The organism is Pedobacter cryoconitis (genome assembly GCF_001590605.1).
GTDB classification, from domain to species: Bacteria; Bacteroidota; Bacteroidia; order Sphingobacteriales; family Sphingobacteriaceae; genus Pedobacter; species Pedobacter cryoconitis_A.
In genome coordinates this window covers 2,451,958-2,473,453 of sequence record NZ_CP014504.1, presented here as the reverse complement: position 1 = coordinate 2,473,453, position 21,496 = coordinate 2,451,958, and the positions used below count along the sequence as shown (strand labels likewise).

The following is a 21,496-nucleotide window of genomic DNA, read 5'->3' as shown; positions in this document are numbered from 1 at the left end:
ACGCTGCTGTCCTTTTGGCTAAACTCAAAGGAACAGTTATATTGCAATAATCCGGTTGTGGCTTTTTCTGCAACCGGATTTTATAAACTTACTTTGCATGGAAAATACCGCTGACTCTCTGGTTGAAAGATTAAAGCTGATCAAGAAATTGAACGGTAACCTTTGGGGCTGGCCAAATGAAAAGGTACAGTTGAAACAGGCCGGGGATGTTTTAGCTACTTTAATAGCAGATTTTCCTGAAAATACTTCGGTGCTGATCAATATGGGTGCTTTACAAGTTGACCAGGGAAAATATAAAGAAGCCATGACCTTTTTGAAAAAGGCTGAATCGATTGGCTCGGCTGATCGCAATTTATACCTGAATATAGCGATCGCAATGCTGAATATTTCAGCTCAGACCAGGGCAGATGCTCATTTATGGTTTAAAAAAGCTGAAGCTTTCCAGGCTGATGAATTAACTATAGCAGCCTATTTTGATCCTCAGGGATATTAGCCAGGTACCTGTTTTCAGCTGTTACAACCAAAACGGATTATAACAATTTAAAATCTTCCCGTACCGGATCAAAGATATCTATCAGTTTACAATCGGTAATCGCCTTGCCTCCATGAATAACATTTGGTGGGACAATAGCGAAAGTACCCGTATCCAATACTTTTGATACCCCATTAACAGTCAATTCAAACTGCCCTTCAATAACGAACACGCATTGATGATTAATATGCTGGTGCATTGCTGAAACACTTCCTGCTTTTACCTCCAGAAAATTAATTGTATTGTTATCCGTATGGATAATTTTTGATAAATAACCAGGTGATAGCTCTTTAGTTTCTATATCCGAAAAATGGTGAAAAATAGGGTTGTTCATAATGTGTTTTGTGTGAGCGGTGTGTATATATAATAATGGGGTAATGGGTATTCCATTGACCCATGGCGTAAACCTAAAAAAAATACTGGATCCAGCTATGGGGTGAGGTGTAAAATTTACTTAATTATGGAGTTTAAGTTTCTGACACCGCTTATATTTGTACCAGCCAGTTGCTCAGCTTATAAGCCGTTTATTCAGATTGAAATCAATACCAATGGAAAAACTTACGTTAAAACAACCAAAACTTTATCCTTCAAACTTTGATTTTTTAAAGAAGTTAGGGCAAAATAATGATAGAGAATGGTTCAGTTTACATAAAGATGAATTTCAAAAAGAGCAGGCGCAGCTAGAAGATTTTGCAGATGCGTTATTACAAGAACTCAATACGCACGATGTTATTGAAACCGCTTCCGGAAAAAAAAGTTTATACCGTATTTACAGAGATACCCGCTTCTCCAAAGATAAAACTCCTTATAAAACACATTGGAGCGGCAGTTTCAGCCGTGCAGGAAAATTCCGCAGAGGAGGATATCATTTCCATCTTGAATCAGGGAACAGTTATATTGCCGGTGGTTTCTTCGGGCCATCCACAGAAGACCTGAAACGAATCAGACAAGAGATTTCTTTTGATGCTGCTCCGCTCAGGAAAATCTTAAGCAGTCAATCCTTTACCTCAACCTTTGAAACCTTAAAAGGTGAGCGGCTCAAAACGACACCCAAAGGTTTTGATGCCAATGATGAGGCCATTGACCTTTTACGCTACAAACAATTTTTGCTGATCCGGAAGTTTTCGGATGAAGAGGTGCTGAGTGAAGATTTTTTACAACTGGCTGGACAGACTTTCAAAAATATGCGTCCATTTTTTGATTACATGAGTGAAATATTGACAACTGATATCAACGGACTATAAACCTGAAGCCTTGATACCGCGCATTTTTTGATAAGGATTATCTCAGAATAATATATATTTAGATATAATCTGGGATACGATGCTTCATGAAAACCTTATTTTAATCCTTGTTTTGCTTTTAGGGGTAACCATTCTGGTAATGGTTGGTCATAAATTGAAAATCTCTTATCCTATATTTTTAGTCCTGGCTGGTTTAATTATAGGATTTATTCCTGGAATCCCACATCTTACAGTTGATCCGGATATCATCTTTTTACTTTTTCTGCCTCCCTTGTTATATGAAGCTGCTTGGACTACTTCCTGGAAAGATTTCCGGGAATATCGGGGTGCAATCTTCTTAATGGCCGTAGGCTTGGTGCTGATTACCTCTGTCGCAGTTGCTTATGCTGCTGTCGCTTTTATTCCGGGTTTCACTTTGGCGCTTGGTTTTTTACTGGGCGGAATAATCTCACCACCAGATGCTATAGCAGCTTCCTCTGTTTTAAAGGGGATTAAAATTCCTAAAACCATCAATTCTTTATTAGAGGGCGAGAGCCTGGTCAATGATGCATCCAGTTTAATTGTCTTCAAATTTGCACTTGCTGCAGTAGTTACTGGAAATTTTGTACTTCAGGATGCGGCATTGAACTTTGTTGTCGTTGCCGGGTTTGGAATTTTAACCGGCCTGGCCATAGGCTGTATATTTTATGCACTTCACCGCTGGCTGCCAACCAACGAAAACATCGATACTGCTTTGACCTTACTTACTCCCTATTTCATGTATATCGTAGCCGAGCATTTCAAAGTTTCTGGTGTGATGGCAGTTGTATCCGGAGGATTATTTTTATGCAGCCAGTCACATGTGATTCTAACACCGAATTCCAGACTTAAAGTCAACTCTGTCTGGTCTGCAATCACTTTTATGATGAATGGAGTGGTGTTTATTTTAATCGGTCTGGCCTTACCGGATATTGTTGCAGGCCTGGGTTCAGAATATCCACTGAAAACAGCAATATTTTATGGAGTCGGAATCAGTATACTCGCTTTATTTGTCAGGTTTTTCTGGCTATTTTCAACCAGCAGGTTTACCCGGTTAGTGAATAAGAAAACAAGGATCCGTTACCAGGGCATGACCTGGCATTCTTCGGTTGTTATCGTCTGGGCAGGCATGCGTGGTGTGGTCTCCCTGGCAGCTGCACTTTCTATACCATTGATGCTCAATAGTCAAACACCATTTCCACTGCGGAACTTAATCCTGTTTATCACTTTTGTTGTCATCCTGGTTACCTTGGTTATTCAGGGATTATCTTTACCTTATGTGATCAAAATATTAAAAATACCTGTCAATACTTATAAAATACCAGAGCAGGAGCAAAGTGCACAAATCAAACTGCGGTTAATTGATAAGTCACTGATCAGGTTACAAAAAACCTACCAATTTCAATGTATTCATAACGAGCTGATGGCGAGTTTTAAGACTGAACTGGAAAACTCACTGACTGGTAAAAGAAATAACCTGGAAGCTTTCCGGACGGGTAAAATTGATAAACAGGAATTGAAAGTCTATCGTGAAATTATGCTGGATCTGATTCATATTCAACGGGATGAATTACATCTTTTGAAAAATGACAGGAATTACGATGATGACATTATCAGGGAAGAAGAAAGAAGGCTCGATCTGGAAGAATTGAGTACTAAGGGTAATCTTTTTTAACCTGATACCAGGGGAATTTGATGGTTACCCGATGTGAGACTGTTTTTTAGGAATGGTATACTTTTGATAAAAACCCGGGAGCTCAGGTAAAAGTACTTGCTCATGTAGACGATCGGGTTATAAACCTGCTTCAAATTCAAACAATTGAAATAAAATAGATCAGTATGCTATTTTAATAATTTTCTGAGGTAGGTTAACAGCTCAAGCCCTAAGGGTGATTTTAATACCGGAATTAATACTTCTTCTAATTTCAGCTGTTCAACTTTATAAATTTCAAATTTCCGCTCATTGCCATGGATAATACTAAATTCAACGTTTGAAATTCTATCCGCAAGTTTTACAATAATGGCATCTTCGTTTTTAGCTATCTTTTTATAGAAGTTGACTTTTCTTTCTGCTCTGCTGGCTCCCTGATCATCACTCAGCGTATAGACAATAGCAGTAACTACTGCCCCGAATTTCTCTTCCAGCTCAGCTTTGGTCACTGCGGTGTCTTCCAGTACATCGTGCAGCCAGGCCGCAATTAACAGATTCAGATGATATGGATTACCCAGCTCAACATTAAAGCGCATCAGTACGCTAATTACATTTCCAAGGTGTATTTCATAAGGAGATACACCATATTTCTGATCACCATGTGCTTTTACTGCAAATTCCCGGGCTTCATTAAATAATCTTTTATAATCCATCTTTACAGGCTCTTTCTCAGTCATTGTATTTATCTTTCTCAATCATTGTATTTAATTATAAGATATGGTTATAAATTGAGCTCCATTCTTTTAACAAAAGAAGGATTAAGATATTTCTTCAAATCCTTATAAGGAACAGAAACTACAATTTGTCCTTGCGCAAAACTAGCCACTTCATAAGGATTGTATAAAAATGCAATGCCGCTGGTATCAAAAAAGAAGTTCTTGTTGGCAGCCAGGTGATCATCGAATAATTGCGTTGTCAATGCCTGGTTTGGTTTTACTTTGTATTGTATCCTGAAATTCTTTTCTACTAATTTTTGTAAAGACACAGAATCAATATTGACGAGATCAGCCAGCACTAAATGTTTTTGATTTTTCACATCAAAACAATACAATGTAGTTCCATAGTTATTATGTGCACCGCCCGAATAATCGTCAACCAGATGTTTAACAATGGCGAAGCCTCCACCATTATACTGCATAAAGAGTTGCTGAGCTCTGGAATAATTTGCGGAAGCGCCCAGTTTGCCTTTTTCATCCTTCATATCGGGTATTTCAGTTCTGTAGGCATTCAGATAACTCTTTGCCTCAGCTTTTATACCCGCGTCCCAAGAGGGTGCATTTAGTATTTTTATGATATTCCTGAACTGTTTGTCCAGCCACAATACCTCTGGCGTTTTTCCTGCTGGCATTAAATATTCATAACTGATCACTGCCTGAGGTGAATCTTTTAATTTCGGAAGCGCTTTGATAGAATCCTGATAACTGGCAATGTTAAAACTATAACTTCCTTCAGGATACTTTTCCTCCAGACGGATACTTGATTTTTCTTTACTCTGTACTCTCAAGCCGCTTAAAACTGTCCCTGTCCATTTTAAGTGTAATTTTGGTCCGGCAGGAGTTTCGTCTGAATACCAATCTCCAAGACCACGCTCAGTCAGAATGATACTGTCCTGATTAATAACAGTATCAGTTATCAAATTCACCTGAGTACCATTGTAATCATAAGTACCTGTAAAATTGTTTCCAGTGCGGCTTAAGTTGATCACTACATTCCGTTCTCCAATAATCCCCTGGAATCTTTTGTAAAAGCTTTTCGGAAGATGCTCCTGGACTGCTATCCGGCGGGATACTGCTTCCTGAGCAGTGGTATCAGCAGCAGGTGTCTTTTTCTCTGTGGAATGACAGCCGGCAATTAATGCCGACAGACCAATAGTGTATAAGAATAATTTCATAGGTTTATAGCTGTAGTTTGTGAAAATAAATAAATTTCAGCTATTTGTTTTTCTTTTTATTTATTAGAATGCTTAAAACTTTATTTATCTGAATGCCTAAAACTTTATTTCTTTGAATGCCTAAAACGCCTCATTTAATCCCAAAAAGAATCCCCTTGAACCATAATTTCCGAAGGCGTAATCAAGGCATAGGTTTGTTCTTGTCGCTTTATTAAATAACACACGTAAACCCGCACCGCCCCCAGGTTGCCACTTGTCAAATATTTTTGTTCCCAGCTCATCATTGGTCGTTTGTACATTAAAGAAGGTAACGCCACTCAAAAACTTATTCCTGGTAATCGGGAACCTGTATTCTAATTCTGAATAGTTATAATTAGTACCTTTAAAATAGCCTATGGTGTATCCTCTTCCACTGCGGAAAGCCGGATCTTTACCCGTTCCTGGTAATTCCAAATAGGGTATTGCTCCACTTGCAAGGTACGATCCCCAGTTCCAGAACGCAATTACATGTTCGGGATTACGTGCAGAAAGACTCCAGTATTTTCTAAAATCGGTTGTGAATTGTACGGCATTTTTTGTACTGCCTATCCAGCTCTGGTTTACTCTGATGCCGGCATCTGCATAAATCCCTTTGTAGGCCCTGTTCTGATTGTCACGTGTCGTATACTGAACATTGAAAAGCAGCCCATTTGAACTATAGTGATCACGGTCAAATCCATGACGGTCACTGTAAATATTATAGGGTGTTAACTCGCTTTCTGTCGTCCTGTCTTCGATCTTTCTTCTAATATCAAATGATACACCAGCGCCCACGAATAAGTTTTCTTCCACTTGTTTATATACTTTCTCTTTGAAACTATAATACTGGGCATGCAATACATAGCCCTTGCGATCTGGATTTAACAGAGCCTCATCTTCTACACTTCCAGGTTGATTATTTCCTATACCTAATCCGAAATCGGGTGTTACAGTTTTTGCGGCAACCAGGCTCCCCTGAAAATTCCATTTATTCCCGGGAGTATAAATATTATGATTAATATAAAAATAAATAATGCCTTTAGTTGTGATAGAAGCCGAAGTGGCCGCTACAGACATCAATGTATTCGGCTCGCTTCCTAATACTCTGCCAGCCACAGCCTTAATACCTATTTGCGCTCCAATACTTGGATTATAAGCAACATTAGGTATTGGCGTGATTCCTGATTTTTTACGCAGCGGGTTTACCTTTCTATTGGGGTGTAACACCTTTCTGAATAAGTCAGCTATGTCATATTGCTTATAGGTGGAGTCTGTTGGTTTTACTGCAGCAGCTAAAGAATCCTTTTTCAAGGAATCAGCAGGCTTTATTTGCTGACTATAAGCAAGGCTGCTTAAGGTTATAAATCCGGCAGATAAAAATAATCTGGATAGTATAGAGAATTTTATCCGGTTATAATTGTATTTTTCTATTTGATTTGCTGTATGTCTGAATTCCAATTTATAATGGCGTTAGGAGTACTTACTGTAAATGTTAAACCCTTAAATCATTATAATGTTTGATGCTTTAACTATTTATTTGTTAGAAAGCAGTTGGAAAGTAATTAAAAAGCAGTTATGAATTAATTAAAAAGCATTTAGAAAACAGTTGAAAGGTGAAATTTTAAGTTTGCGTTGCAGCTTATAAACATCCTTCATCCACGCTGATCTTCTTCTTATTCAATTGTTTGAGGGGAATGATTTTAATTAATTAAATTATTTTTATATTATATGTTTATATAATTTCAATAAAAAATAAAATATTCATATTTAAATATATTATAATTGAAATAAATTAACTAAAGGTGTTTGTTGAAATCCGGTTTTGGCTCTCTGTTTGATTTTTATGGCTTATCCATGCTCCTGAGTGGGTATTCCTTTAAGTTGTGCGGGGAATTCGGGCCTGGTCTTTAAAGAAGCCGTTTCCTGCCAGGCTGAGAATTTGCTGGCGCGATGTTCAGGAGTCAATAATTGATTTTTATATTGTTTAAAGTGTTTAAAATGTGTTTTTTATAAGTTTTTGTCTTATTCTACGTTTAATGCCGCTATTTAGTCCTTCTTTTTTTTTAGCATCATGTTTTGTAACTGAATATAATTTTATATCGACTTTAAGTGCTTGTTTTTTAACCGTTGTACCTTTAGTTGATAAAAAAAACACAATAATTTAACGTCTAAATCATTTTATGTATGAATAAATTTGTACTTTCGTTAAAAAACATAAGGTATTAATCTGATGTTAGTGAAACTACATTCTTATTCCCTTACGAAATACTATATTATAAAGTATGTTTACCTTTTTTAAGAAAAAAAATAGAGTTGAGGATATAGAATGGTTGGGTGTTGACATCCATTCCCATTTATTGCCAGGAATTGATGACGGATCTCCTGATGCTCAGCAATCTTTGAATTTAATTAAGCAGTTAAGTGATTTGGGATTTAGTAAATTCCTTTGCACGCCTCATATTTTTGAGGAATTATATCCAAATGATGCGAATACTATTTCTTCTGCTTTGGGGGAGGTGAAAATTTGTTTGGAAAAAGCTGGTTTAGAGATAGATATTAGTGCGGCAGCAGAATATATGATAGATGAAAATTTTCAAGCTAAAGAAGGGTTGCTTTGTTTGCCGGGAAATTATATTTTGATTGAGATGTCTTATCTCTCAGAAACACCTGGAATTGATCAGGTCATCTTTGATTTGAAGATCCTTGGCTATCATGTTATTCTTGCGCATCCCGAGCGCTATTCCTTTAATCATAAACATCTGGCCAGATTTAACAGATATAAAGAAATGGGGGTGATGTTCCAGTTAAATTTATTAGCTGTTTGTGGATATTATGGGAATGAAGTAAAACGCGTATCCGAATATCTGCTGGAAAATAAACTTTATGATTTTGCTGCAACAGACTTGCATCATGACAAGCATTTACGTGTCCTTTCAGCTGCAATTACCAGTGGTGCTTTGTATAAAAAACTAGGTAACTATGAGTTTAAAAACAAGGATATTTTCTCCTGAAAGGAAGATAAAACGTTTATATATTCATACAGGGCGTATAGAATATATAGTTCCAATGATAGCCCAAATAAACTCCTATAAATTATAACCCGTTAAAAACGCCTTATCCACCTATGAGAAGAAGTTTTAAAAATGGTAGAATCAGAAACAGTGCAATCCTGTTTTTGGCTTTGCTTTTTACATCATGTGCAAGTACAAAAAATGTACCTTACTTCCAGGACATCACGTCCTCAGAAAAATCTGTATTAGCGAATACAGCAGTTTTCACAGAGCCAGCCATTCAGCCTGATGATATTCTTTCCATTTCGATATTCACTATTGATCCGGCCACTTCTATGGTTGTCAATCAGGTAGGTACCCAGGCGTTGAGCACTATTCCCGGGCCAGCCGGAGGAATTGTCGCAACACCACCTGCTTCGGGGTTCCTGGTCGATAAAAACGGGGAGATTGACCTGTCTATAGTTGGCAAAGTAAAGATCGGTGGTCTGACTACTTTTCAAGCCAGGGACCTGATTAAAGAAAAAGCTGCAATTGTCTACAAAGACCCGAATGTGCAGGTGCGTTATGCTAATTTTAAGGTCACCGTGTTAGGTGAGGTTGGAAGACCTGCTTCGTATGTATTGCCAAATGAGAGAGTTAGCGTGTTGGATGCCTTAGGTTTAGCCGGGGATCTGACCATATTCGGCAGACGTGAAAATGTTTTGCTTATCAGGGATAATAATGGCAAAAAGGAATTCGCGCGTCTTAATTTAAATTCTTCTGAGTTATTTAACAGCCCTTTTTACTACCTTAAACAAAACGATGTCATTTACGTAGAGCCTAACAAAGGAAAAGCTGCTTCTTTAAACCAGGCGAGGACCCAGACTTATGCAATTATCGGGACTGCGCTCTCAGTTTTAATAGTCTTGTTTTCAAGACTTTAGTCGCTCACCTTTTAGTATAAATCAATGAACAAGATAGTTGAAAACAGGATATCACAAAAAGATGATGCTTTAGATATAAAGCAAATTATATCACGCTTATTATACAATTGGTATTGGATTTTATTCTCTTTATTAATTTGTGTTACTTTAGCTGTGTTGTATGCCAGGTATAAGACACCGAGCTATAAAATATCTGCGAGAGTGCTGGTAAATGATGAAAAAAAGGGTAGCGGACTAATGGCAGGAAGTGACCTGCTGGGAGACCTGGGTGGATTATTAGGTGCAAAAAGCACGGTTGATAATGAAGCTGAAATTTTAAAGACCCGGTATTTAATGGAGCGTGTTGTAGAAGACATGGACCTTAATATTACCTATTACAGAAAAGGAAGAGTCAAAAATACCGAGCTTTATAAATCACCAGTTCAGGTGAGGATCATCTCTGCAGAAGATACCATTAAAGAAACCAATGTAGGGATTGAGCTTTTGAAAAATAATCAGATCGCCATCAGTTCCAAAAAACTAGATACACTGGTTACTCTTGGTAAGCCCTTTAAAATGCCCAGGGTAGGAACGATCCTGGTGACCAGGAATACTGAAGTTGCAGATTTATACGGTAACTATAATGTAAACATAAATTCTGTCGATACGAAAGTAGCAGATATGATGGAAGACCTTACTGTTGAGGTTAAGAATAAGCTGATTACTATTGTCGATGTCTCTTTGAACCACCCCATACCAAAAAAAGGAGAGGATATTCTGAATAAGCTGATTGAAAGCTATGTTCAGGAAAATGTGAAAGACAAGAATGAAATCGCAGACAGTACGGTTAAATTTATTCAGAACCGCCTGAATTTTATAGGCAGAGAGCTAGGTGACCTTGAAGGCAATATTCAGGGCTTTAAACAAAAGAATAACCTGGCAGATATGACTGAGCAGTCTAAACTTTTAGTGCAGACTACAGGACAATATGTAAGTGATCTGAGTAAAATGGAAACACAGATCAGCATTCTTAAAAGTTTGCAGGAATACTTAAAAGACGGGACGAAAAACAAACGCGTTTTACCAAGTTCTTTAGTACCGGCAGATTTAGTATTCAGCGGGGCTGTAGAAAAATTCAATACCCTTACCCTTGAAAGAGCAAAAAGATTAATCGGCATCACTGAAGCCAATCCGGCGATTATTATACTGGATAAGGAGATTGCAAATGCAAGGGCCGACATTGAAGCCAATCTGGTAACCACACTGGACGCTTTTACCATTACCAGGGATAAGTTAAGCAGTCAAATGAAAAAGGCTGAAACTCAGGTCCGCGGAGTGCCGGAAATTGAACGTAATTATTTGAATTTAGCACGTCAGCAGCAAATCAAACAAGAGCTTTACCTCTTTTTGATGCAGAAAAGTGAAGAAACTGCGATTTCTAAAACCTCAAACATCTCGAACTCCAGAACCATTGACCCGCCAAAATCAGAGGTGAAACCATTCAGTCCTAAAAAAGCAATGATCTATATCGTTGGTCTTTTCCTTGGCTTGTTTATTCCGATCTCAGTTATTTATCTGAAAGATATCTTAAATGATAAGGTCCAGACCAAAGAAGATATCAGCCGGGTAACAGGAGTTCCTGTGATCGGAGAAATCAGTCATAACGAAGAAGGTACTAACCTTGTTGTGGCCAATAGTTCCAGGTCTGCGGTCTCTGAACAATTCAGGGCCTTAAGGACCAACCTCTACTTTTACATGAAAGCTGCAGATGCAAAGGTTATGCTGATCACTTCAAGTATGGCAGGAGAAGGAAAGTCTTTTGTGGCGATTAACCTGGCGAATGTACTGGCGCTTTCCAATAAAAAAGTTCTTTTAATGGAACTTGATTTGCGTAAGCCCGGCCTGTCAGCCAAACTGGATATCCCAAACGATTCAGGGTTCACCAATTACATTATTGATACCAATTTAACTGTTAAGGATATAGTAAAACCTTTAAGTATCCATAAAAATTTATCGATCGTAAGTTCAGGCCCTGTGCCACCAAATCCGGCAGAGATGTTATTGGATGACCGGACTAAAGAATTGATTGAAGAACTTAAATTACAGTTTGATTATATCATTATAGATGCCCCTCCTATAGGGATCGTTGCTGATGCGCAGCTGATGTCTGCCCATGCAGATGCTTGTATATACTTAGTGAGACAAAACTTCACTGCTAAAAAACAATTGAATATTGTGGAAGATCTGAGCAGGAACGAAATGATGAAAAACGTTGGGATTGTTGTCAATGACATTGATGGTCACGGTTACGGCTATGGCTATGGTTACGGCTATGGTTACGGCTATGGTTCTTACGATGCGCCAGACGATAAAAATAAAAAGTGGTTTAAAAAAATATTCAAATCTTAATTAATTATGTTTAAAATACTTGATTGTACCTTAAGGGACGGAGGTTACTACACGAACTGGGACTTTGATAAAAGTTTAGTCCATACTTACCTGTCATCTCTAAACAACCTGCCGGTTGATTATATAGAAGTTGGCTACAGAAGTATCCCTATCAAAGAATATTATGGTAAATATTTTTATTCTCCCGTATATGAACTGCAGGAATTAAAAAGTCTGACCAATAAAAAACTGGTTATCATTTTTAATGAAAAAGATATCAGAGTTGAGCACGTAGCAGACCTGCTGGAGCCGATCATCGGTATTGTTGATATGGTACGTATTGCACTGGACCCACAGCAACTCGGACGTGCATTGAAATTAGCAGCAGAGATTAAAAGATTTGGCTTCGAAGTCGGTTTCAATGTGATGTACATGTCCAAATGGAAGCAATATGGGAATTTCGTAGAAGAGCTGAGCGGCCTCGACGGTCTGGCTGATTACTTTTACATGGTCGATAGTTACGGAGGTGTATTTCCTGACGATGTGAAACAGACCATGGACCTGATCCGTTCAAAAACAGATTGTAAAATTGGTTTTCACGGCCATAACAACCTGGAATTGGCATTGATCAATTCATTAACAGCTATTGATTACGGTGCTGATATTGTAGACTCTACTATTTTGGGGATGGGCCGCGGGGCCGGGAATTTAAAAACCGAACTGCTCTTGTCAGTTTTAAATACCAAATATAACATGGACATCGACTTTAATGCGATCGGAAATGTGGTGGAAGGTTTTGATCAACTCCTGAAAAAATACGAATGGGGAACGAATGTGCCTTATATGATTTCAGGATCAAATTCATTGCCTCAAAAAGATGTCATGGACTGGTATACTACACGTGTCTACTCCCTGAACAGTATGGTTAGAGCCTTGCAGAATCAAAAGAACAATATTAAAGACAATGCACAGCTGCCGGTTTTTAAACCTGCAAAATCCTATAGTACAGTGCTTATTTTAGGAGGAGGATCAAATTCTGTGGAACATTCCAAAGCTATCATTGAATTTATCAATCAGACTGAAAATATTGCTGTTGTACATTCAAGTTCGAAAAATGCCTCGTATTATAAAGACGTTCAGGCAGATCAGTTCTACTGTCTGGTAGGAAATGAAGGCCATCGTTTAGAAAAAGTATTCAGTGATCTTGGCGACTTTAAAGGGACTTGTGTTTTCCCTCCGTTCCCGCGTAAAATGGGGACTTATATTCCTGCTCAGATTCATGACTCTTGTTTCGAATTTGAACAGATCTCTTTTACAGATAAGTTCAAAGAATCGCATAGTATTCTGGCCTTGCAAACCGCATTGGAATTAAAAGCAGAAGATGTTTATATCGCAGGCTTTGACGGCTATCAGGAAGCCTCAATTTCTCAGCTGGAAAGAAGCCTGGTGGAAGAAAACGAATTTTTATTTCAGATTTTCCAGGAAACTTACGCGAAAGATATCGTCTCTTTAACACCTACAAGGTATAAAACGTTACTGTCCGGTTCAGTCTATAGTTTGGTATGCTAATGAATTTTATTGTAGTTATTCCCGCACGGTATCAATCGACCAGGTTTCCAGGAAAACCATTAATCGATATTAACGGTAAAAGCATGTTATTGCGGACCTATGAACAATGTATTCAGGCCGTAGATAAAAGTTTAGTATACGTGGCTACTGAAGATCAGCGCATTGTAGCACATTGCGAGTCCTTCGGTATTCAAGTCTTATTAACCACAGATAACTGCTTAACTGGTACAGACCGGATAGCTGAAGTAGCAGCGCTTGTGAAAGCAGACTACTACATCAATGTTCAGGGTGATGAGCCTTTATTTAACCCCAATGATATCACCAAAATAATCTCCCATCTGGATACTTATCCGGGAGAGGTGCTCAATGGATATTGTCCGGTCTCTGATGAAAGACAGTACAGAAGCAAATCTGTACCTAAAGTTGTGTTCAGGCCAGATGGCAGGCTCTTATATATGTCAAGAAGCCCTATTCCCGGCAATAAAAGTCTGGATTTTGTGAAAGCATGGAGACAGGTTTGCGTGTACGCATTTCCTTTCCTGGCTTTAAAAGCTTTTGCTGAAACTAAAAATAAGACGGTGCTGGAAGCAGAAGAGGATATCGAGATTTTGAGGTTTCTGGAACTGAATTACGAAGTGAGAATGATTGAGTTGTCCAGTGAATCTATTGCAGTAGACAACCCGGAAGACCTAACAGAAGTATTAGCCAAACTGAAAGAAGATGCTATCAAAGTATAAAGTAATATTATGGGATTTCGATGGGGTCATTATGGACTCCATGCCCATAAGATCAAAAGGGTTTGAACTGGTATTAGCACAATACCCTAAAGAACAAGTGGACGAACTGATAGCTTATCATGAACTGAATGGGGGGCTTTCCAGGTATGTGAAATTCAGATATTTCTTTGAGCAGATCAGAAAAGAAACGATCACCGAAGCACAGGTTTTGGAGCTGGCAGCCCGGTTTTCTGAAATTATGCTTTCCCTGTTGCTCGATGAGAAACTGTTGATTGCGGACAGCGTTGAATTTATCAAAGCAAACTGGCAAAAATTCCAGATGCATATTGTTTCCGGATCTGATGGGAAAGAACTAAAAATAATCAATGATGAATTGGGTCTTTCCGCTTATTTTAAAACGATCAACGGCTCTCCAACGCCCAAAAAGCAATTGGTTGAAAATGTATTGACAGCGAATCAGTACGATAGAAATGAAGTCATCCTGATTGGTGATTCTATCAATGACTATGACGCTGCAATAGTCAATAATATCTCCTTTACAGGCTATAATAACCCTGAACTGAAACAGCTTTCCGAAAATTATATTACGCAATTCAAGCTAATCGTTCCACAATGAAATTAAGTATCCTTAAGACGGTTTTCTTTGAATCCCTGAACAGGCTTTGTACTTTGATTATCGTACTGCTGGTTTCCAGGAATTTTTCTGTCAGTACTTATGGGTACTTTTCTTTATTTATAACGATTACCTCTATCGGGCAGACTGTCATTGACTTCGGCTCACAGAATTTTGGCGTCAAAGAACTGATTAAACTGAAGGAAATTACAGACCTCAAAAAAATGGTGACTACGGTGAGTACTTTCCGTTTTATAGGGTTTATAGTCTGGGTGTTGTTCTCCATTGTCTATTCCTTTTTCATAGAAGACTCGCTTACCTTCGCCACCCTTTTAATTATATGGGGGGTAATTTATCTCTATTACTGCGACTGGATTTTAAAAGGAGTGGGTAAAATATCCAGTCAGGCTTTAATCAATCTGACTACAAACGGGGCCGCTTTACTGGTGCTCTATCTGCTGATCTGGAAAAAAACTGACCTGACTAATAGTTATATCATTAGTCTAGCCAAGATCGGGCCATTACTCGCCGCAGCTATAATCTCAGGATTCTTTTTGAAATGGTTTACTAAATCCAACCTGGTGCTGGTGGGGATCAAAAAAACATGGCCAAAAAGCCAGTTTAATGAGACTATGCTTTTTACCACGGGTAGTTTCTGTGCCAGGGCCTACAATTCAATAGGATTGATTTTGGTGGGTTTCCTGCTTGATAAAACTACATTGGGGATGATCTCTTATGCCTTTACCTTTTACAATATCTTTAGTATGGGCAGGGCGATATTAATCACTTCTGTATACCCGTATTTCTGCAAACTCGAAAGGAAAAAAGCGCTGAAACTATCCATGTTTCTAAACCTGGGCGCAACACTATGCTTTGTTTTATTTCTGATCGTTTACCTGAATTATTCAGCTGAAATTATCCACATTATCGTGCCGAAAACGACCGCTATTTCTGAGGTGGTCCGTTTCAATTTTAATGTAGGTGTAGCGCTGATCGGTGTAGTCTGCATGTCCTTCTTTACCATTACTTTTTTACAGGCCTTTGAAGGCGGAGGGATCTTTAACAGGCTGACAATTTATGGGCTGGTGATTGTACTGGTACTGAACCTGCTGGGCTATTTCCTGGGTTATCTGAAGTACAGTTCGATTGCTTCATTACTGGCTGCCGAATTTTTAATTGCGCTTTATTCTTACTACTACATTTTTAAAAAGACAAATAATGAAGGCATTAGTAAATAGATTATTTTTAAGCCTTGTCCTGTTGCTTCCATGGCATTCACTCGTTGTGAACGGTTACCTGAGAAAGTATTTCTCACTGATCGTACTTTGGAAGGAATTGGCAGTTATTGCCTTGTTTATTCTGGCGATTACACACAAGGGCCCAAAAATAAGTGGTATGAAGCTGATTATATTGCTCAGTACTATTTTTCTGTTAACTGCGCACCTGTTCTTTAACAGTGTCGGCTTGCTGGCCGCCTACAGTTACCGCATCTACCTGCTGCCTATATTAATGACCATTTCGCTCTATAAATTAGCAGACCTTATTGATTGGGAAAGAATCGCTAAATGGTTTGTTACCGGTGCATTTGTGATGGCGGTATTTACGATTATCCAGCAATTATTTTTAGGGGAAAGTATTTACCTGAATGCAGGTTATCCAGTGAACACCTTTAGCGATGAAAAACTCAACTTCACCTTTTATATCGGCTATGGATTGCTGCAAAGAGGGGCAGGAGGGTTTATTGCACCCATCCCTTACAGCGTATATTTAATCCTGGCGCTGGTCTTGCTGTTCAAATACAAAGAGCTGTTTAGTGCTAAATTTGCCAAAACCCTGAATATGGTTTTAACGATTAGCCTGGTGCTGACTTTTACCCGTTCTACCATTGCCACCTATCTGTTTTTCTTTGTAATCCCTTACCTGAATTTCTTTACCCCAAAAACAGTGAAATATCTGCTCGTTCTGGTATTTATTGTGGTCATCCAGTTTTTCATTGTTCCCGCTTCTATTCAGGAGATGGAACTCGGTACCATTGATACTTTCTGGAGCAACAGTACTTCTCTGGAAGATACCAGTTCTGCCGGACACTTTGAAAGTCTGGACCGGGGTTATAAAATTGCATGGGAAAACATTGGAAATGGGATTGGCTTAGGTAAAGTAGGTGCACATACTGCCGCATTTTTTGACAATGCACTGGTTATCGAATCAGGGTATTTATCTGTGATCATTGAGCTCGGTTTAATGACAGCCATTTTTGTATACCTGTCCTTCCCGATGGTCCATTATAAAAAGGGCTCCTTGTCTACTGTGATTATCCTGGTTTACCTGGCTGTGTCCTTCCTGTTGCCACTAATCTATTACGTAGAATTATCCCTGTTAATCCTTATCACAATTGAAGCGTTAAATAACGAAAAGAAAATATATGTTGATCATAGTAGGCAGTCCGTGGCAAGCTCTTTTGGCTAAAAGTTATATTCTTAAGGAAAATATAACTGACCCGCAATATCTCATTGAAAAATCATCCCCGAAATCATTCGCAGAGATTATAAAAATACTCGATGCTGATGAAAACTCAATCCGTATGATTATTGAATGGTCAAAGCTCTCTGTGCTTTCCAAAGCGAAGGCTAACATCGCTTCTGACTATATAGATGCGATCATTCAGACCCTGAAACAAGATTACTTTAAAACGGTAGAAACGATCCTGGTTTTTTCTGAGCAAACTGTGCTTTTTAAAATCATTTACAATCTGTTTGGAGCAAGCAAAACTTATATCAAATCAGAAGACGGGATACTTGATTATCTGCCGGGGCTCAAACACCATAGCCTGCTTAAACAAATTGCCGGATATCTTTTTATCCGGTCAAAAGTTAAATATTACATCTATAAAAACTACTATCCTGTTTTTAGCCAGGTGATCATGTTTAGTAGGGTTGAAGCCGTTAGTGAAGAGCGTTATGTCCCGTTGACTATTCTTAGACAAGAGTTGTTGAGCGTTTTGAAAACAGCCTACCAGATTACTGAAGGAGCTGATACCTTTAAAGGCAAAGATGTGCTGTTGTTGTGTCAATCCCTTTCCGAAGACAAGGTCATTCCACTGCACGAAGAGTTGAAGCTGTATGAGAAATTTATTCAACGCTGTAACGATTTAAAGTTGACGGTGATTATTAAACCTCATCCGCGGTCCTGTCCGGAAAAAATTGAGGCTTTAAGTAAGCTCACCTCCAGTCAGGTTGAATTTTTTGAAGACTATGGCATTCCAGCCGAATCAATGCTGCTCAACGGGAAATTTAAAGAAGTGGTAGGTGTTTATTCTAATACCATTATTTATGCCCACCAATTTTTCGGCGTTAAAGGGATTTCTCTGTTGACCCCCGCAATGATTGACCTTTTAGCCCGTAAAGAAAAAAAGAAATTTACTTATATCTACGCGCAGTTAAGAAAGTATTTTAGTGATGAATATACTGTTTTTCAATAGCTTATGAATTGGACATCGTTTCTTCCCCTCAAAATGAATCTCGCAATCCTGGCGATTGCAGTCATTCCGTTTACTGGCGGCTTTCCAGGCAGCCTAAAAGAAAAACCTGCTGCTGATATCAAATTAGGAGCTTACTATTTTGACGGCTGGACTGGTAAATATGCACAGCATATCAGTCCTAAGCTAATGAATTCCTTCGCCAACAGGAAGCCAAAGTGGGGGTGGATTACGAGTTCACAAAATGTAGTTGACCAACAAATTACAGCGGCCTCCAATGCAGGTCTGTCTTTCTTTAGTTTCTGCTGGTATTATAGCGGGAAAGACAAATATAAAACAGAGCCTTTAAATAACGCATTGAAGTATTTTCAGAAATCTGCCCTGAGCAGTAAAATGGAATATTGTCTGATGGTTGCCAACCATAAAGGCTTTGAAATAGGTACAGCAGATTGGAGTACCGTTCAGGCAGAATGGGTCAGGCAATTTAAGACACCAAACTATTTGAAAGTAAACGGTAAACCTTTGTTGATTATGTTTTCTGTAGCCAACCTGGTTAAAGACCTGGGATCAGCAGATGCGGTAAAAAGTGCTTTTCAGGATTTAAAAGCTGCTGCAACTGCCAGCGGATTAAATGGGGTAACCATGGCTGCCTGTATTTCCGGAGATCCGCAAAGTATCAAACAAGCAGAAGACTGTGGTTTTGATGTGCTGACAGGGTACAACCAGCATAGTGCAGGGTTTACAGCGAAAACTACACAGATTCCTATTGACAGTATGCGGACTGCAGAGAAAAGATTATGGAACAAGGTCGCTAAAATCAGTGACTTGCCATATATTCCTGTGTCTACCCTCAATTGGGACCCAAGACCCTGGTCAGCACCAAATAATGCTTATGATACTGCCCCTTACTTTGTGGGTTATTCTGAGAAATCAGTTTACAACTCAGTGACGGGCATGCTGACCTGGATGCATAAAAATACAGCACACACCACTAAAGAAAACATTGCATTGCTTTATGCGTGGAATGAAAATGGAGAAGGTGCTTATCTGACTCCCTCTGCAAAAGGGCCAAACTTCCTCAGAGGATTACAAAAAGCTTTAACTAAACAATAATGAGTTTGATACAAAAAAAGATAAGGATTCTGCTCGACGCACATATTTTTGATCATTCTTTTCAGGGCACAGCCACTTACATGCATGGATTATATTCTGCATTGGTAGAATTTGAAGGGCTCGAAATCTTTCTATGCGCAAATGACCTTCTGCATTTAAAAACACTTTTTCCTGACCCAAGATTTCAATTTGTACAATTGAATGCACACTCCAGCATGAAGCGGTTGCTGACCGAATATCCCAGGTTAATTAAAGAGGGGAAATATGACTATGCCCACTTTCAGTATATTGTCCCTTTTGTTAAAAACTGCAAGTTTATCAATACCGTTCACGACCTGCTTTTCTTAGAATTTAAACAATATTTTCCCTGGTCGTACCGCATCAGCAGAAAGGTGCTTTTTTTAGCTTCTGCTAAAAGATCGGACATCGTATTAACTGTGTCAGAGTATTCAAGAATTGATGTGGCCAAAAAGTTCCAGATCAATAAAACGCAGATCCATGTAACCCCTAATGCGGTTACGGTAAGCCCCAGAAAAGTAGAAGCTGAGATTAATATCAAAGAGAAGTTTGGCATTGAAAAGTATATTTTATTTGTCAGCCGCTTTGAGCCAAGAAAAAATCACAATGGCCTGCTCAAAGCCTTTCTGAATTTAAAACTCTATGAACAAGGCTATAACCTGGTCTTTATAGGGAGTAAAAAGGAGAAAATTGAGCAAGACGCTTTTGATGAATTACAAAACCTGATTCATGAAGATAACCGGAAATATATCCATTTCCTGGAAGGGATAAGCTGGCCGGACCTGAATGCCTTTTATCAGCAGGCAGAAACCTTTGCTTTCCCATCCTTAGCAGAAGGCTTTGGTATTCCACCTATAGAAGCTGCGATGAATGGCTGTAAGGTGATTTGTTCCAACCAGACCGCAATGTCTGAATTTGGCTTTTTCAAATACTTGTTTGATCCGGCAGATCAACCCGGATTTGAATCCATGTTACGCGCAGTACTGGATGACAAAGCATATCCTTTTGAACAAATCAAACAGGAAATAACCAGTAAATATAACTGGGAAGTAATAGCAGATAAATTTTATAATATAATTAGCAAAGATCATATATGCGCATAGCGATAATCGGGACAAGAGGTATACCAAACTATTATGGTGGTTTTGAACAATGTGCAGAGTACCTTGCGCTTGGGTTAGTGAAAAGAGGGTTTGAAGTTATCGTTTATAACTCTCATCATCATCCCTATCAGGAAAAAGAGTGGAATGGGGTTAAGCTTGTGCACTGTTATGACCCTGAAGATAAAATCGGGACTGCGGGTCAGTTTATTTATGACCTGAACTGTATTCTTGATGTGCGTAAACAAAACTGTGATATTATCCTGCAATTAGGTTATACCAGCAGCTCAGTCTGGGGCTGGTTGCTACCTAAAAACGTAGTGGTTACGACCAATATGGATGGGCTGGAGTGGAAACGGACCAAGTATTCAGAAAAGGTTAAGAAATTCTTAAGATATGCAGAAAGCCTTGGTGTGAAATATAGTGATCATTTGATCTCAGACTCTATAGGGATCCAGGATTATCTGAAAGATAAATACAAGAAAGATTCTACTTTCATTGCTTATGGTGCTACCTTATTTGAACAGCCCGATGTTAAGATACTTCAGGAGTATAAATTAGCTCCTTATGCATACAATATGCTGATTGCCAGATTGGAGCCTGAAAACAGTATTGAGGTTATTCTGGATGGTGTAGCTATGGCTAATCTTGCTATTCCATTTTTGGTTGTCGGTAAACATGAAACCACTTTCGGGAACTACCTGAAAGAAAAATTTGCGGCCCATTCTCAGATTCAGTTTATTGGCGGGATATATAATATTGGGATCTTAAATAGCCTCAGACATTACTCAAAGATTTATTTTCACGGCCATACCGTTGGTGGTACCAATCCATCCCTGCTGGAAGCAATGGCATCAAGCAGTTTGATTTGTGCAAATGATAATCCTTTCAACAAATATATTTTAGAAGACGATGCTATTTATTTCCAGAACGCTGCCGACGTTAAAAAGCACTTGTTAAAAGTCGTTTATGACCAGGATATTTATCAGACGATGTTAAGTAATAACAGAGATAAAATTACCAGGATCTATGACTGGGAGCTGATTGTTGACCAATACGCAAATCACTTTGCAGCAGTTAAAGGGCAACTTAACCGTTAAAGGGTAGCTTAACCGGTAAAGGGTAACTTAACCGGTTAAGATTAGCTTACTAGTTA

The 21,496-nt window shown here is 38.7% G+C and carries 19 protein-coding genes; 15 read left to right on the top strand and 4 right to left on the bottom strand.

What is annotated here, in order from left to right; all coding sequences use genetic code 11:
* The first annotated feature begins 97 nt into the window (after positions 1 to 97).
* Positions 98 to 493: a tetratricopeptide repeat protein gene (locus AY601_RS10605; protein ID WP_068400404.1), complete on the top strand. Its 396-nt coding sequence runs from the start codon at positions 98 to 100 to the stop codon at positions 491 to 493.
* A 37-nt stretch (positions 494 to 530) separates the two neighbouring features.
* Here AY601_RS10605 and AY601_RS10600 read toward each other — a convergent pair whose 3' ends face one another.
* The gene (locus tag AY601_RS10600; protein WP_068400401.1) at positions 531 to 866 is read right to left on the bottom strand and encodes a cupin domain-containing protein; all 336 of its coding nucleotides are present in this window, start codon (positions 864 to 866) and stop codon (positions 531 to 533) included.
* 214 nt (positions 867 to 1,080) lie between these two features.
* Between AY601_RS10600 and AY601_RS10595 the strand changes: the two genes are divergently transcribed.
* Together AY601_RS10595 and AY601_RS10590 are read left to right on the top strand one after the other, a co-directional pair.
* Entirely contained in the window at positions 1,081 to 1,776 is a 696-nt protein-coding gene (locus tag AY601_RS10595; RefSeq protein ID WP_068400398.1) for a DUF2461 domain-containing protein, read from the top strand.
* A gap of 79 nt (positions 1,777 to 1,855) precedes the next feature.
* Positions 1,856 to 3,469: a Na+/H+ antiporter gene (locus AY601_RS10590; protein ID WP_068400395.1), complete on the top strand. Its 1,614-nt coding sequence runs from the start codon at positions 1,856 to 1,858 to the stop codon at positions 3,467 to 3,469.
* 167 nt (positions 3,470 to 3,636) lie between these two features.
* Here the strand turns inward: AY601_RS10590 and AY601_RS10585 are convergent, their stop codons facing one another.
* From AY601_RS10585 to AY601_RS10575, 3 genes are all read right to left on the bottom strand, one after another.
* A complete protein-coding gene (locus tag AY601_RS10585; protein ID WP_157287852.1) occupies positions 3,637 to 4,200 on the bottom strand; it encodes an HD domain-containing protein in 564 nt (187 codons plus the stop codon).
* 26 nt (positions 4,201 to 4,226) lie between these two features.
* The gene (locus AY601_RS10580; RefSeq protein ID WP_068400389.1) at positions 4,227 to 5,396 is read right to left on the bottom strand and encodes an RsiV family protein; all 1,170 of its coding nucleotides are present in this window, start codon (positions 5,394 to 5,396) and stop codon (positions 4,227 to 4,229) included.
* Between the two features lie 120 nt (positions 5,397 to 5,516).
* On the bottom strand, positions 5,517 to 6,872 hold the full coding sequence (locus tag AY601_RS10575; RefSeq protein WP_232324731.1) for a BamA/TamA family outer membrane protein: 1,356 nt from the start codon (positions 6,870 to 6,872) through the stop codon (positions 5,517 to 5,519).
* A gap of 824 nt (positions 6,873 to 7,696) precedes the next feature.
* On the opposite strand from AY601_RS10575, the gene AY601_RS10570 reads away from it, so the two are divergent.
* The 12 genes from AY601_RS10570 to AY601_RS10515 all read left to right on the top strand — a co-directional run bounded on the left by AY601_RS10570 (position 7,697) and on the right by AY601_RS10515 (position 21,440).
* Positions 7,697 to 8,425 (top strand): tyrosine-protein phosphatase, encoded by a 729-nt coding sequence (locus tag AY601_RS10570; RefSeq protein ID WP_068400386.1) that lies wholly within the window; start codon positions 7,697 to 7,699, stop codon positions 8,423 to 8,425.
* A gap of 113 nt (positions 8,426 to 8,538) precedes the next feature.
* Positions 8,539 to 9,348, top strand: coding sequence for a polysaccharide biosynthesis/export family protein (locus AY601_RS10565; protein WP_068400383.1), 810 nt, complete (start codon positions 8,539 to 8,541; stop codon positions 9,346 to 9,348).
* 24 nt (positions 9,349 to 9,372) lie between these two features.
* Positions 9,373 to 11,736 carry a GumC family protein gene (locus AY601_RS10560; RefSeq protein WP_068400380.1) on the top strand — a complete coding sequence of 788 codons (2,364 nt, stop codon included), beginning with the start codon at positions 9,373 to 9,375 and terminating at the stop codon, positions 11,734 to 11,736.
* 6 nt (positions 11,737 to 11,742) lie between these two features.
* Positions 11,743 to 13,284 carry an aldolase catalytic domain-containing protein gene (locus AY601_RS10555; protein ID WP_068400377.1) on the top strand — a complete coding sequence of 514 codons (1,542 nt, stop codon included), beginning with the start codon at positions 11,743 to 11,745 and terminating at the stop codon, positions 13,282 to 13,284.
* On the top strand, positions 13,284 to 14,021 hold the full coding sequence (locus AY601_RS10550; protein ID WP_068400374.1) for a 3-deoxy-manno-octulosonate cytidylyltransferase: 738 nt from the start codon (positions 13,284 to 13,286) through the stop codon (positions 14,019 to 14,021). Before AY601_RS10555 ends, AY601_RS10550 begins: the two co-directional genes overlap by 1 nt.
* On the top strand, positions 14,005 to 14,637 hold the full coding sequence (locus AY601_RS10545; protein ID WP_068400371.1) for an HAD family hydrolase: 633 nt from the start codon (positions 14,005 to 14,007) through the stop codon (positions 14,635 to 14,637). The genes AY601_RS10550 and AY601_RS10545 overlap by 17 nt, the downstream gene beginning before the upstream one ends.
* Complete coding sequence (locus tag AY601_RS10540; protein WP_068400368.1) at positions 14,634 to 15,872, top strand: hypothetical protein; 1,239 nt, start codon at positions 14,634 to 14,636, stop codon at positions 15,870 to 15,872. The genes AY601_RS10545 and AY601_RS10540 overlap by 4 nt, the downstream gene beginning before the upstream one ends.
* Positions 15,853 to 17,100 (top strand): hypothetical protein, encoded by a 1,248-nt coding sequence (locus AY601_RS10535; RefSeq protein WP_068400365.1) that lies wholly within the window; start codon positions 15,853 to 15,855, stop codon positions 17,098 to 17,100. Before AY601_RS10540 ends, AY601_RS10535 begins: the two co-directional genes overlap by 20 nt.
* Positions 17,057 to 18,112, top strand: coding sequence for an alpha-2,8-polysialyltransferase family protein (locus AY601_RS10530; protein WP_068400361.1), 1,056 nt, complete (start codon positions 17,057 to 17,059; stop codon positions 18,110 to 18,112). Before AY601_RS10535 ends, AY601_RS10530 begins: the two co-directional genes overlap by 44 nt.
* Before the next feature lie 33 nt (positions 18,113 to 18,145).
* Positions 18,146 to 19,222, top strand: coding sequence for a glycoside hydrolase family 99-like domain-containing protein (locus tag AY601_RS10525; RefSeq protein ID WP_068400358.1), 1,077 nt, complete (start codon positions 18,146 to 18,148; stop codon positions 19,220 to 19,222).
* Positions 19,222 to 20,343, top strand: coding sequence for a glycosyltransferase family 4 protein (locus AY601_RS10520; RefSeq protein WP_068400355.1), 1,122 nt, complete (start codon positions 19,222 to 19,224; stop codon positions 20,341 to 20,343). Before AY601_RS10525 ends, AY601_RS10520 begins: the two co-directional genes overlap by 1 nt.
* Positions 20,334 to 21,440 carry a DUF1972 domain-containing protein gene (locus AY601_RS10515; RefSeq protein ID WP_068400351.1) on the top strand — a complete coding sequence of 369 codons (1,107 nt, stop codon included), beginning with the start codon at positions 20,334 to 20,336 and terminating at the stop codon, positions 21,438 to 21,440. The genes AY601_RS10520 and AY601_RS10515 overlap by 10 nt, the downstream gene beginning before the upstream one ends.
* The last annotated feature ends 56 nt before the right edge of the window (positions 21,441 to 21,496 follow it).